The following is a 12,007-nucleotide window of genomic DNA, read 5'->3' on the forward strand; positions in this document are numbered from 1 at the left end:
CGCTGACTCACCCCGGCGCGTCGGCGAAAAACTGCAGCGCGGCGGCGTTGACCGCCTCCGGCCGCTCGACGAAACCCAGGTGCCCGGCGTCGGGTATCTGCAGGTAGCGGCCGTTGGGTATGGCGTCGGCGACCTCGCGGCTCAGGTGCGGCGGGGTCATCACGTCGTCGGCGAAGCCGATCACCAGCACCGGCGCGGTAATGGCTCGGTAGGCCGACAGCCGGTTGTCCCGGGGGGTGACGTTGAGCTGGCAGCGCAGGCCCGGGGTGAGCTTGTTCGGCCACATGGTAAACATCGCGATCCAGTCGGCGACGGCACTGTCGTCGTTCAGGGTCTTCGGTGAAAAGCTTTCCAGCAGACGGACTTTCGCATCGTAGGAGTTCGGCAGCCGAACTCCGGAGTCGCACAGTTCGGCCTCGGCGGTGTGAAAGAACTCCCGGGCGCGGTCCAGGCGCCCCCGGGTCGCTATCAGCACGGCGGCGCTGACCAGGTCGGGCCGGGTGAGCATGAGTTCCTGGGCGATGAACGCGCCCATCGAGGCCGCGACGATGCGCGCCGGAGCCGCGCCCAGGGTCTCGATCAGCGTCGCGGTGTCGGCAACCATGGTCTGCGTCGTGAAGCCGTCGGTGTTCTCGGTGGCGCCCACCCCGCGATTGTCGAAGGTGATGGCGCGGTATCCGGCGGCCAAAAACGCCGGGACCTGATGCAGATGCCAGGTGCGTCCCATGCCGCCGCTGCCGGCGATAAAAACCACGGGCTCGCCGGATCCGCGGTCGTCGTAAGCCAAGTCGGTCACGGAGACGAAGGGTACTGCCGGCCGGTCCACCCCGGTTACCCGCCCGCCGCCCGGTTTCGGCCCGCGGGGAGCGGAACGCTGTGCTTGTGGGCGATGTAGTAGATGTTAAGCGGATCGTCTTCGACCTCCGCCGTACGCACCCCGGCGAATCCGGCCTCCTCGAGCATCGACAGGGCCAACTGCTGTCCCCACACCGTGCCCAGCCCGGCGCCGCCGTGCGCCAGCGAGACGGTCATGCAGTGCATCGTGGAAATCGTGTAGAGAAACGGGGAGAACGGGAGACCGATGTTGTCCTCCAGCCGGCTGGAAGCTTTGATGTCGGCCATCAGGAACACCCCGCCGGGCCGCAGCGCCCGGTGGATGTTGGCCAGCACCCGCGCCGGCTGGGCCTGGTCGTGGATCGCATCGAACACGGTGATCAGGTCGTAGGCTTCGGCGCGATCCAGTTCGGCCAGGTCGCGCCGCTCGAACCGGGCGTTCGCCAGGCCCAGCCGGGTCGCCTCGGCGGCGGCCGCGGCCACGGCCTCTTCGGAAAAGTCCACCCCGGTGAACCGGCTGGCCGGAAATTCCTGCGCCATCACGTTGACGGCGTGCCCACTGCCGCAAGCGAAGTCGGCCACGTCCAGGCCGGCGCGCAGTCGCTGCGGCAGGTCGTCGGCCAGCGGCAGGATCTCGTCGATCAGCACGGCGTCGAACACCGCGCCGCTCTGCTCGGCCATCATCGCATGAAACCGGGGGTATTCGGTGTAGGGCAGCCCGCCGCCGTTGCGGAAGCAGGTGATGATCTTCTGCTCGACCTCACCCATCATCGGAATCATCTGGGCCATCCGGGCCAGGTTTTTCGGCCCGGCGGCCCGGGTCAGCACCGCGGCGCGGTGCTCGGGCAGCACGTAGGTCCCCCGGGCCGGGTCGTAGTCGACGATCCCGCCGGCGGCCGCGCCACCCAGCCATTCGCGCACGTAGCGCTCGTTGAGCCCGGCGGCTTGGGCGATCTGCGCACTGGTGGCCGGCGGGAGTTCGGCCAGGGTGTCAAACAGGCCGGTTTGGTGCCCGATGCTGACCAGCACTGTCACGCAGGCGCTGTCGATGGCACCGGCCATGCGGGCCACGAACTGATCGGTGTTTTCCTCGGTTGCCCGGGCGCTTTCCCGGTCTGAAACCACCGGAGTGTCGTTGGGTACCGTCATGGCGGTGACGCTACGCCGGCCATCGTCCGCACCGGCATCGGGCCGGCGCCGACGCCCACCGGTCCGGAGAGTCTGGACCACCAGGGGGCGCGGCGAACCAGCGCGGCATCCAGCGCGAGCCGACCGCTGTGGCCGTGCTCGAGCATCACCAGCAGGGTGAGGAACACCATCGCGTAGACGATGCCCGGCCCGATGTCGGTGGCCCCCGGGCCGTACGGCGCGCCGAAACCGTCCGCGGTGCACCATATCGACAGGCTGTACAGGGCGCCGCCCGCATAGACGGCGCGCCGGCCGACCCCGAGGAGCAGCGTGATCGCCAGCAGGGTCTCCACCGTCGCGCCCAGGTACACGAAAAGTGCCGGCGCGGAGCGTTCCAGTGCGACAACGAAATCGAACCACCACTTCAGCCAGTGCGGCTCCGCACCCGCGGTGGTGATCATGTTCGGCAAAAACGTCGCCCGAAACCCCGGCTGCCACTTCAGCCAGGCGTCGACCGCCCAGATGACCCCGAACATGATCCGCACCGCCGCGGCGGCCCAATCCCGCCAGCCGGTGCCCGTGGGTGTGCTCATCGCAGCTGCCTTTCTCGGGGGTCAGCCCGCTCACGCGTGATCGTGCCGCCTCGGTCAAACCTACGTCGGCGCCCGCCACGATCACCGCGGCCACGCGGGAGCGCCGGTCACCAGCCCAGCAACCGGTAGCAGGCCGTGACCCGCTCGGTCCACCACCGCCGTCGTTCGGGCGGCGCCGCCAGCGCGTGCAACCGCGCGGGGTCCGGGGTCACCGGTGCGACCGGCAGCGAGCCGTCGACGGGCACCTGATCCGCGACGTCCGCGACGAACAGCCCCCCGGTGGCCAGGCCGCAGGCGTGGCGCAGCTGCGGCAGGGCGGCGGCGGCGCTCAGCCCGGCGGCGATACCGACCGCCGAATCCAGCGCGCTGGAGATGACCACCGGGATGTCGATCTGCGCCGCGACTTTCAATAGGGCCGAGATTCCGCCCAGCGGAGCGACTTTCAGGACCGCGATATCGGCGGCGCCTGCCCGGATGACCCGCAGGGGGTCCGCGGCTTTGCGGATGCTCTCGTCCGCGGCGATCGGCACGTCGACGCGGCGCCGCAGCTCGGCGAGTTCCTCAACGGTGGCGCAGGGCTGCTCGAGGTATTCCAGCGGGCCGGTCGCGGTGAGCGCGGCAGCGGCCTCGGCGGCCTGCGCGACCGTCCAGCCGCCGTTGGCGTCGACCCGCACCGTGGGAACCTGGGCACGCACCGCCTCCACGCGGGCGACATCGTCGGCGAGGGCCTGGCCGGGTTCGGCGACCTTGACCTTGGCGGTGCGCGCACCGGGGAACCGCGCCAGCACGGCGGGCACCTGCGCTGCGGGCACGGCCGGCACCGTGGCGTTGACGGGGATGCTCGCCCGGCGGGCCGGTGGCGGCGGCCGGTACGCCGCCTCCACCGCGGCGGCCAGCCATGGCGCCGCCTCGTGCGGGCCGTACTCGGGGAAGGCGCCGAATTCTCCCCAGCCGGCCGGACCGTGGAGCAACGCCACCTCACGGATGCTGATACCGCGGAACCGGACCCGCATCGGCAGCGCCACCACGTGCAATCGGTCCAGAATCTCATCCAGGGCGGGCCGCGGGCCTTCAGCGCCCCCCGTCACCGGGACGGCGTCAGCGCCGGTCACCGATGGTGCGGAGTCGACCGGGCCGGGCGCCCCCGGGTGACAGCCCCCGGCCTGCTCAGGTGATCGCGGCACCGACCACATGACCTATCAGGTAGGTGCTCGCCAACGCCAGGCCCCCGCCGATGAGGTTGCGCAGCACCGCACGATTCTTGGGTGCCCCGCCCAGGATCGCCGACACCACACCGGTGGCGCCCAGGGCCAGCAGCACCGCCGCCACGGTGATCGGGATCCGCACCCCGGTCGGTGCGACCAGGATCGCGATCAGCGGCAGCAGCGCGCCGACCCCGAACGACACCGCCGAGGACAGCGCCGCCTGCCACGGGTTGGTCAGATCCGACGGGTCGAAACCCAGCTCGACCTCGGCGTGCGCGGCGACGGGATCGTGATCGGTGAGCTCCTCGGCGACGGTGCGCGCGGTAGCCGCCGACAACCCCTTGGCCTCGTAGAGCGCGGCGAGCTCCGCCAGCTCGGCGGCGGGATCCTCGTGGAGTTCCCGACGCTCCTGGCGCAGCAGCGCCCGCTCGGTGTCCCGCTGGGCGCTCACCGAGACGTACTCCCCCAGCGCCATCGACGCCGCTCCCGCGGCCAGCCCCGCGATTCCGGCCGTCAGCACGGGACCGCGGGCCGCGGTCGCCGCGGCGACCCCGACCACGATGCCCGCCGTCGACACGATGCCGTCATTGGCGCCCAAAACGCCGGCGCGCAGCCAATTCAGCCTGGCGGAGACCGACCCCACATGCGGTTCATGCCGGTGCGAGAAGCTGGACACGCAGCCCAACCTAGACACCGGAAACCTCACCCGCCAGCAAACCTAGCCTTGCCAAAGCGGTGCCCGACGGGGACGGTAACGTCCAGGTATGCCGATGAGCGAACCGGTGCGGACGGGATGGTTGCCGCGACCGATGAGGATTCTTGGCGTCGAGCCGTCGGGATGGGGGCTGCCTTGACCGACAACCCTTTTGATCCCAGCATCTGGAAGCGGGTCTCGGACTTCGACGCCGGGTTCGCCGACCTGACCGACATCACCTATCACCGCCATGTCACCGATGCCACGGTGCGGGTCGCCTTCAACCGGCCGGAAGTGCGCAACGCGTTTCGTCCGCGCACCGTCGACGAGCTGTACCGCGTTTTGGATCACGCCCGGATGTCGCCGGACGTCGGCGTGGTGCTGCTGACCGGCAACGGCCCGTCGCCGAAAGACGGCGGCTGGGCGTTTTGCTCCGGGGGAGACCAGCGTATCCGTGGGCGCACCGGCTACCAGTACGCCTCCGGGGAGACCGCCGACACCGTCGACCCGGCGCGCGCCGGACGGCTGCACATCCTGGAGGTGCAGCGGCTGATCCGGTTCATGCCCAAGGTGGTGATCTGCCTGGTCAACGGCTGGGCGGCCGGCGGCGGTCACAGCCTGCACGTGGTCTGCGACCTCACCCTGGCCAGCCGCGAGCACGCCCGCTTCAAGCAGACCGACGCCGACGTGGGAAGTTTCGACGGCGGCTACGGCAGCGCGTACCTGGCACGCCAGGTGGGCCAGAAGTTCGCCCGGGAAATCTTCTTCCTGGGCAGGGCGTACACCGCGGAGGAGATGCAGCGCATGGGTGCGGTCAACGCGGTGGTGGACCACCGGGATCTGGAGACCGTCGGCCTGCAGTGGGCGGCCGCGATCAACGCGAAATCCCCTCAGGCGCAGCGGATGCTGAAGTACGCGTTCAACCTGCTAGATGACGGGTTGGTGGGCCAGCAGCTGTTCGCCGGCGAGGCCACGCGACTGGCGTACATGACCGATGAGGCCATCGAGGGTCGCGATGCCTTCCTGCAGAAGCGCCCCCCGGACTGGAGCCGGTTTCCCCGCTACTTCTGAGGGACTTCTCAGGGCCCGCCCGGCGATGGGCGGCGACGACCCCGGGCGCGCCGGGCCGCCGCCTAGACTTCCGGTTCATGGGTAAAAGTCCGCTTCGCCGGGCCGCCGAGGCGTTCGCGCTGGCCGGTATGCGCCCGCCCGTCAGCCCGCGGCTGCTGCTCTACCGGCCCGCGGTAAAGCCGGTGGAGTTAGCCGGAAAGCGGGTGCTGCTCACCGGGGCATCCTCGGGCATCGGGGAGGCCGCCGCCGAGAGATTCGCCCGCCACGGCGCCACCGTGGTCGCCGTCGCCCGCCGCAAAGACCGGCTCGACGCGGTGGCGGACCGGATCACCCGTCGCGGCGGCAGCGCGATGGCGATCGCCTGCGATCTGTCGGACATGGACGCCGTCGACACGCTGGTGGCCGACGTCGAGCAACGTCTCGGCGGGGTGGACATCCTGGTCAACAACGCCGGGCGGTCCATCCGCCGGCCGCTGGCCGAGTCACTGCAGCGCTGGCATGACGTGGAACGCACCATGGTGCTCAACTACTACGCCCCGCTGCGGCTGATCCGCGGGATCGCGCCCGGGATGCTCGAGCGCGGCGACGGCCACATCATCAACGTCGCGACCTGGGGGGTGCTCTCGGAGGCCTCGCCGCTGTTCTCGGTGTACAACGCCTCCAAAGCCGCACTCTCGGCGGTCAGCCGGGTCATCGAAACCGAATGGGCCGCAAAGGGAGTGCATTCGACGACGCTGTACTACCCGCTGGTGGCCACCCCGATGATCGCACCGACGAAAGCCTTCGAGGGAATACCCGCACTGAGCGCGCACGAGGCCGCGGGCTGGATGGTCACCGCGGCCCGCACCCGGCCGGTCCGGATCGCCCCACGGGTCGCGGTCGCGGTCAACGCCCTGGACAGCATCGGTCCCGGCTGGGTCACCGCCCTGATGAGGCGGCGAAACAGCGACCCGGCTTCGCCTCCGGGGTGAGACACCCGTGATAGACACGAGGGCATGGAGATTTTGGCCAGCCGGATGTTGCTTCGACCGAGAGACTATCAACGGTCGCTCAGCTTTTACCGCGACCAGATCGGGCTGGCTATCGCCCGCGAATATTATTCTGGCACAGTGTTTTTCGCAGGACAATCACTGCTTGAGCTGGCCGGTTACGGCACGCCGGACCACTCGCGCGGCCCGTTTCCGGGAGCGCTGTGGCTGCAGGTGCGTGACCTCGCCGCCGCCCGGGCCGAACTGCAGAGCAGAGCCGTGCCGATCACCCGGGAGGCCCGCCGCGAGCCCTGGGGACTGCACGAGATGCACGTGACCGACCCGGACGGGGTGACGCTGATCTTTGTCCAGGTGCCCGAGGATCACCCGTTGCGCCGCGACACCCGCGGTGAGCTGCGGGGCGGCCGGGAGCAGTTCCCGTAATATCCCGTCGTGGTGATCTGCCCGTCGTGGTGCGCAACCCGTTTCTCCCTGCGGTGATCACCGGCCGAACCCGGCGTTATCACCCGGCCGAGCCCATGTCGCCGCTTGGCGGTAGCCGCGAGAGCGAGGTGGCCCCATAGCCGTTTTGCGTGCGCTTGCCGTTTCGCCGGGGTCCGCAGCGGCGGCGATGTTGCCGGCCCTGGAAGAAGTGTTGGCCGGGCGCGCCCCGGCGATCGTCCCGGTGCCCGCCGATGACCGTCGGTCTGGACCGCTGACAGCGGCGCTGCGGGTGGGTGAGGACATCGACGACGACGTCGCACTGGTGATGGCGACATCGGGAACGACCGGGGTACCCAAGGGTGCGCTGCTGAGCGCCGCCGCGCTGATCTCCAGTGCGGCTGCGACCCATCGCCGGCTCGGCGGCGCCGGCCGGTGGCTGCTGGCGCTGCCGCCGTATCACATCGCCGGTGCGCAGGTGCTGGTGCGCTGCGTGCTGGCCGGCACCACCCCGGTGGAGATGAACGTCTCCGCGGGGTTCGACGTCGCAGACCTGCCCGGCGCGGTTCGGCGACTGGGCTCCGGTCGCCGCTATGTGTCACTGGTAGCAGCGCAGCTGGCCAAGGCGCTCGCCGACCCCGCGGCGGCGGGCGCACTGGCCGAGGTGGACGCCGTGCTGATCGGCGGCGGGCCGGCCCCGAGCCGGGTCCTGGACGCCGCCGCGGCGGTAGGCATTCCGGTGGTGCGCAGCTACGGCATGAGCGAAACCGCCGGTGGCTGCGTGTATGACGGGATCCCGCTCGACGGGGTACGGCTGCGGATCGACGCCGGCGGGCGGATTGTGATCGGCGGTGCCACCCTGGCCACAGGGTATCGCAACCCGGTACACCCCGACCCGTTCGTCGAGCCGGGCTGGTTTCACACCAATGATGCGGGAACCCTGGACGATTCCGGTGTGCTGACGGTGCGGGGCCGCATCGACGAGGCGATCAGCACCGGCGGGCTGACGGTGCTGCCGCAGCCGGTCGAGGCCGCGCTGCGCACCCATCCCGCGGTCGAGGACTGTGCGGTGTTCGGGGTTGCCGACGACCGGTTGGGTCAGCGGGTGGTGGCCGCGGTGGTGGTGACCCCCGGGTGTGCGCCCCCGACACTGCAGACACTGCGCACGCACCTGGCCCGCACCCTGGACGCCACCGCCGCGCCGCGTGAACTGCACGTTGTCGAGGCGCTACCGTGGCGCGGGATCGGCAAGGTGGACCGGGAGGCGCTGGCGCGCAGGTTCGGCGGCAACGCCCGCCGCGATCCGCCGGATCCGTAGGCCCCCCAGGCGATTAGCGGCGATCGCCGGCCCCGCTCGGCAGCGGCCTCACGGCAAATCCCACGGTAGCTTGGCCCCCACGTGCGGTAGGCACTGTGTGCAGGTGTGTGGCACGGGGAGCCGGCCGATCGCCCGGCGTACCAATGTTTTGAAGCCCTCGAGGTTCTTCTCGAATTCGGCGAAGACGTCCACGGCCTTGACGCCACCACCGGACACCGCCCCCGCATCCAGATCGGTCACTAAAGCAATTGCCGCATAGCATATTTCGAGTTCTCTGGCGAGCACTGCCTCCGGGTAGCCGGTCATGTTGATCAAGGTGAACCCGGCGGAGGCAAACCAGCGGCTTTCCGCGCGGGTGGAAAACCGGGGCCCCTGCACCACCACCAGGGTGCCGCCGTCGACCACCCCCGGCAGACTGGTGACCGCGGCCCGCAACGTCGGGCAGTACGGGTCGGCGAAACTGACATGGATCCCGCCGGATTCGTAATAGGTGTCCGGCCGGCCGTGGGTACGGTCGACCAGCTGGTCGGGCACCACCACCGTGCCGGGGCCGATCGTGGGGGTCAGGCTGCCGACCGCGCACGGGGCGAAGGCCCGGCGCACCCCGAGAGCCCGCAACGCCCACATGTTGGCCCGGTAGGGCACCGTGTGCGCCGAGTACTCGTGGTTGAGTCCGTGCCGGGGCAGGAAAGCGACCTTATGCTCGCCGACCACGCCCACGGTGATCGGCGCGCTGGGCTTGCCGAACGGGGTGTCCATGCTGATGGCGCGCGTTGTGTCACCGAAGAAGGTGTAAAAACCACTGCCGCCGATCACCGCGAGCACCCGCTCATTGTCGGGCATTCCCGTGGAAGGATCGCAGCGTGGCCAGCTTCGGGCAATGGATCGCCGGTGCGCGGCCCCGGACGTGGCCCAACGCGGTGGCGCCGGTCATCGCCGGGACCGGTGCCGCGGCCTGGCTGCATGCCGCCGTGTGGTGGAAAGCGGTACTGGCGCAGGCCGTGGCGCTGGCGCTGATCGTCGGGGTGAACTTCGCCAACGACTATTCCGACGGCATCCGCGGCACCGACGACGAACGGGCCGGACCGCTGCGGTTGGTGGGCTCACGGCTGGCGACCCCCCGGGAGGTGCTGACCGCGGGCGTGGTGAGCCTGGTGGTCGCGGCGCTGGCGGGACTGGCCCTGGCGCTGTGCAGCGCACCGTGGCTGATCGCCGTCGGCGCGCTCTGCATCGCCGGCGCGTGGCTATATACCGGTGGCTCAAGGCCCTACGGTTACGCGGGCCTCGGTGAATTGGCGGTGTTCGTGTTCTTCGGGCTGATCGCGGTGCTGGGCACCGAATACACCCAGGCCCTGCGAGTGGATCGGGTGGGCCTGGTGACGGCGGTGGCGGTGGGGGCGCTGTCGTCGGCGGTGCTGGTGGCCAACAATCTCCGGGATATCCCCACCGATCGGCAATCCGGCAAGACCACTCTGGCGGTGCGCCTGGGCGACACCGGCACCCGGGTCTTCTATCAGGCACTGCTGGCGACCGCCGGGGTGCTGACCCTGGTGCTGATGGCAGCCACGCCCTGGTGCGCTGCGGGATTGCTTGCCGTGCCGCTGGCACTGCGGGCCTTACGACCGGTGCGGTGTGGCGCCGGCGGGGTTGAGCTGATCCCGGTGCTGCGCGACACCGGGCTGGCGATGCTGGTCTGGTCGACGGCCGTCGCGCTGGCGTTGACGCTCGCCCACTGAGGGCTCACCAGGGCCCACCGCCGGCCCACGGGGACGCCGGAGGCGTCGACCGGGGATGCCGGCGCCTCCCCGGCCGACACCCGGGCGGTTACTGACCGTCGGGCGGCGGTTCTCCCCGCAGCCGGGCGCGCAACCGCTCGCGCTCCCGGCGCCGCCGCTCCCCGATCATCGCCAGACCGGCGGTGGCCCGGCGGCGCAGCGGACCGAACACCCAGATGCCCAGCGGCATCGCGATGATCAGACCGAACAACGCGGCGACGACGACCGGGAACTCGGTCACCCCGAGCCCCCGGGCCACCGCGTAGATCGCGGCGCTCAGCGCGACCGCCAAAAGCGTGCGGGCTGCCGCGTAGAGCAGCACGTCAACGGCTACCCGACCGGTGGAGGTGGGATCATCCGGCACGGTTCGAGATTACGGCGCAGGTATATTCGGAGAAAGGAGGTGTCGAGTGCTCTACCTGCTCCTGATCCTGGTCTTGGGGACGCTGATCTACATCGGCTGGCGGGTGGCCCGCTCGCAGGCCAACCGGCCGGTGACGCGGGTGATCGGGCCCGACGACGACCCGGAGTTCCTGCGTCGGCTAAGCCAGGGCGACAACAACCCCCATTAAGCATCAAAACCCCCCGTTAAGCATCAACAACCCCCGTTAAGCATCAACAACCCTCGTTAAGCATCAACAGGCCCCAGTAAGCCCATTGGGCATTAGGCCCGGTCAGCGTCAGAGGAACGCCTCGTGGGGTCGTCGCTGGTCACTGGGAAACCCGTCGGCGACAACCGCAGCGAGCTCGATCAGCGCCTCGCGTGTCTCCCGCTTCAGCCGCTCCAGGCTGATCTCGGCGCCCTCTTCCAGGTGCGGGTCGAACGGCACCAGCCGCACCGCCCGGCACCGCCGGGAGAAGTGATCGACCACTTTTTGCATGTCGACCTTGCCCGAGCGGGGCCGCACCGCGTTGATCACCGCGATGGAGTTGCGGACCTGGTCTTCATGACCATGCGCGTCCAGCCAGTCCAGGGTCGCCGAGGCGCTGCGCGCACCATCGATGGACGCCGAGCTGATCACGATCAGCAAGTCGGCCTTGGCCAACACCGCCGCCATCGCCGAATGCAGCAATCCGGTGCCGCAGTCGGTGAGCACAATTCCGTAGAACCGCTCCAGGATGTCCAGGGTGCGGGCGTAGTCTTCGTCGCTGAACGCTTCCGACACGGCCGGATCGGTCTCCGACGCCAGCACTTCCAGCCTGCTCGGTCCCTGATTGGTGTAGCTGCGAACATCGCTGTAGCGCTGGATGCCCTCGGCGTCGCGGAGCAGGTGGCGCACCGTCGCCGAGGTCTCCAACGGCACCTTTTGGCTCAGCGTGCCGCGATCGGGATTGGCGTCCACCGCCACCACCCGGTCGCCGCGGATAGAGGCGAAGGTGGCGCCCAGGCAGGCCGTGATGGTGGTCTTGCCGACCCCGCCCTTCAGGGACAGCAGGGCGATCTTGTAGCAGCCGCGCAGCGGCCGGTTCGCCTGCACCACCAGGTCGTTGTACCGGTTAACCCGGGGGCTTTCCCCCACGTTGATCAACCGGCCCGACAACACATACAGCCAGCGCCGCCAGCCCTCCGAGGGCGGCGGTTTGACCTGGCGCAAAAGCGTGCTGGTGGACAGCTCCGGATAACGGGTGGGCGGCATCGGCGCCGGCGGATACGGCACCTGCAGCGATCCCTCGGCCAGCGGGCCGCCGTAATGCGGGTAGAGCGGGCCGTCGACAACCTGCTGCGGGATTCCCCTGGCCGGCGTCGTGGCCGCCCATGCCCGCGGCTCGGCGCGGGTCGGCGGGGGCGCCACACCACGGGTCTGGGTGTCGGTGAAGCGCCGTTGGGTGCGAAAGCCGGCGAACGCCTTGGTCTCGGCCTCGCTGGCTCTCGTGTCGGGCCCGCCGGCGTGCGGTTGCGGCGGCAACTCCGTTGTCGGATGATCGTCCTGGTCTCGAGGCACCTCGCCGGCCTGCGTTGGATGCTCAGACACGTGCACT

14 protein-coding genes are annotated in these 12,007 nt (G+C 70.1%); 6 read left to right on the forward strand and 8 right to left on the reverse strand.

Features of this window, described 5'->3' with window-relative positions; genetic code table 11:
• Positions 1–7: 7 nt before the first annotated feature.
• From QJR12_RS00295 to QJR12_RS00315, 5 genes are all read right to left on the reverse strand, one after another.
• Entirely contained in the window at positions 8–796 is a 789-nt protein-coding gene (locus tag QJR12_RS00295; RefSeq protein ID WP_300574963.1) for an alpha/beta hydrolase, read from the reverse strand.
• Positions 797–831: 35 nt separating this feature from the next.
• The gene (locus QJR12_RS00300) at positions 832–1,983 is read right to left on the reverse strand and encodes a methyltransferase domain-containing protein (protein ID WP_300574965.1); all 1,152 of its coding nucleotides are present in this window, start codon (positions 1,981–1,983) and stop codon (positions 832–834) included.
• Positions 1,980–2,555, reverse strand: coding sequence for a DoxX family membrane protein (locus QJR12_RS00305; RefSeq protein WP_300574967.1), 576 nt, complete (start codon positions 2,553–2,555; stop codon positions 1,980–1,982). The genes QJR12_RS00300 and QJR12_RS00305 overlap by 4 nt, the downstream gene beginning before the upstream one ends.
• Before the next feature lie 107 nt (positions 2,556–2,662).
• A complete protein-coding gene (locus QJR12_RS00310; RefSeq protein WP_300575144.1) occupies positions 2,663–3,643 on the reverse strand; it encodes an o-succinylbenzoate synthase in 981 nt (326 codons plus the stop codon).
• Between the two features lie 79 nt (positions 3,644–3,722).
• A complete protein-coding gene (locus QJR12_RS00315) occupies positions 3,723–4,436 on the reverse strand; it encodes a VIT family protein (RefSeq protein ID WP_300574969.1) in 714 nt (237 codons plus the stop codon).
• A gap of 174 nt (positions 4,437–4,610) precedes the next feature.
• On the opposite strand from QJR12_RS00315, the gene QJR12_RS00320 reads away from it, so the two are divergent.
• The 4 genes from QJR12_RS00320 (at position 4,611) to menE (ending at position 8,252) form a co-directional block, all read left to right on the forward strand.
• Positions 4,611–5,525, forward strand: coding sequence for a 1,4-dihydroxy-2-naphthoyl-CoA synthase (locus QJR12_RS00320; RefSeq protein WP_300574971.1), 915 nt, complete (start codon positions 4,611–4,613; stop codon positions 5,523–5,525).
• Between the two features lie 77 nt (positions 5,526–5,602).
• Complete coding sequence (locus tag QJR12_RS00325) at positions 5,603–6,496, forward strand: SDR family oxidoreductase (protein ID WP_300574973.1); 894 nt, start codon at positions 5,603–5,605, stop codon at positions 6,494–6,496.
• 24 nt (positions 6,497–6,520) lie between these two features.
• Positions 6,521–6,937 carry a VOC family protein gene (locus tag QJR12_RS00330; protein WP_300574975.1) on the forward strand — a complete coding sequence of 139 codons (417 nt, stop codon included), beginning with the start codon at positions 6,521–6,523 and terminating at the stop codon, positions 6,935–6,937.
• Between the two features lie 187 nt (positions 6,938–7,124).
• A complete protein-coding gene (gene menE, locus QJR12_RS00335; RefSeq protein ID WP_300575146.1) occupies positions 7,125–8,252 on the forward strand; it encodes an o-succinylbenzoate--CoA ligase in 1,128 nt (375 codons plus the stop codon).
• Positions 8,253–8,300: 48 nt separating this feature from the next.
• Here the strand turns inward: menE and QJR12_RS00340 are convergent, their stop codons facing one another.
• The gene (locus QJR12_RS00340; RefSeq protein WP_300574977.1) at positions 8,301–9,095 is read right to left on the reverse strand and encodes an S-methyl-5'-thioadenosine phosphorylase; all 795 of its coding nucleotides are present in this window, start codon (positions 9,093–9,095) and stop codon (positions 8,301–8,303) included.
• 20 nt (positions 9,096–9,115) lie between these two features.
• Here QJR12_RS00340 and QJR12_RS00345 point away from each other — a divergent pair, with 20 nt between their 5' ends.
• Positions 9,116–9,988, forward strand: a complete 873-nt coding sequence (locus QJR12_RS00345; RefSeq protein ID WP_300574979.1) for a 1,4-dihydroxy-2-naphthoate polyprenyltransferase — start codon at positions 9,116–9,118, stop codon at positions 9,986–9,988.
• Between the two features lie 88 nt (positions 9,989–10,076).
• Here the strand turns inward: QJR12_RS00345 and QJR12_RS00350 are convergent, their stop codons facing one another.
• Positions 10,077–10,391 carry a DUF4229 domain-containing protein gene (locus QJR12_RS00350; protein WP_300574981.1) on the reverse strand — a complete coding sequence of 105 codons (315 nt, stop codon included), beginning with the start codon at positions 10,389–10,391 and terminating at the stop codon, positions 10,077–10,079.
• A 46-nt stretch (positions 10,392–10,437) separates the two neighbouring features.
• Between QJR12_RS00350 and QJR12_RS00355 the strand changes: the two genes are divergently transcribed.
• Positions 10,438–10,599 carry a hypothetical protein gene (locus QJR12_RS00355; protein WP_300574983.1) on the forward strand — a complete coding sequence of 54 codons (162 nt, stop codon included), beginning with the start codon at positions 10,438–10,440 and terminating at the stop codon, positions 10,597–10,599.
• 108 nt (positions 10,600–10,707) lie between these two features.
• Here QJR12_RS00355 and QJR12_RS00360 read toward each other — a convergent pair whose 3' ends face one another.
• A complete protein-coding gene (locus QJR12_RS00360) occupies positions 10,708–12,000 on the reverse strand; it encodes a MinD/ParA family protein (RefSeq protein WP_300574985.1) in 1,293 nt (430 codons plus the stop codon).
• Positions 12,001–12,007: the final 7 nt, after the last annotated feature.

The organism is Mycobacterium sp., assembly GCF_029961025.1.
Lineage (GTDB): Bacteria > Actinomycetota > Actinomycetes > Mycobacteriales > Mycobacteriaceae > Mycobacterium.

Bases quoted from the DNA above. Each gene is read 5' to 3' on its own strand.
- QJR12_RS00300 (WP_300574965.1), bottom strand. From the start codon at position 1,983: ATGACGGTACCCAACGACACTCCGGTGGTTTCAGACCGGGAAAGCGCC.
- QJR12_RS00305 (WP_300574967.1), bottom strand. From the start codon at position 2,555: ATGAGCACACCCACGGGCACCGGCTGGCGGGATTGGGCCGCCGCGGCG.
- QJR12_RS00325 (WP_300574973.1), top strand. From the start codon at position 5,603: ATGGGTAAAAGTCCGCTTCGCCGGGCCGCCGAGGCGTTCGCGCTGGCC.
- QJR12_RS00330 (WP_300574975.1), top strand. From the start codon at position 6,521: ATGGAGATTTTGGCCAGCCGGATGTTGCTTCGACCGAGAGACTATCAA.
- menE (WP_300575146.1), top strand. From the start codon at position 7,125: ATGTTGCCGGCCCTGGAAGAAGTGTTGGCCGGGCGCGCCCCGGCGATC.
- QJR12_RS00340 (WP_300574977.1), bottom strand. From the start codon at position 9,095: ATGCCCGACAATGAGCGGGTGCTCGCGGTGATCGGCGGCAGTGGTTTT.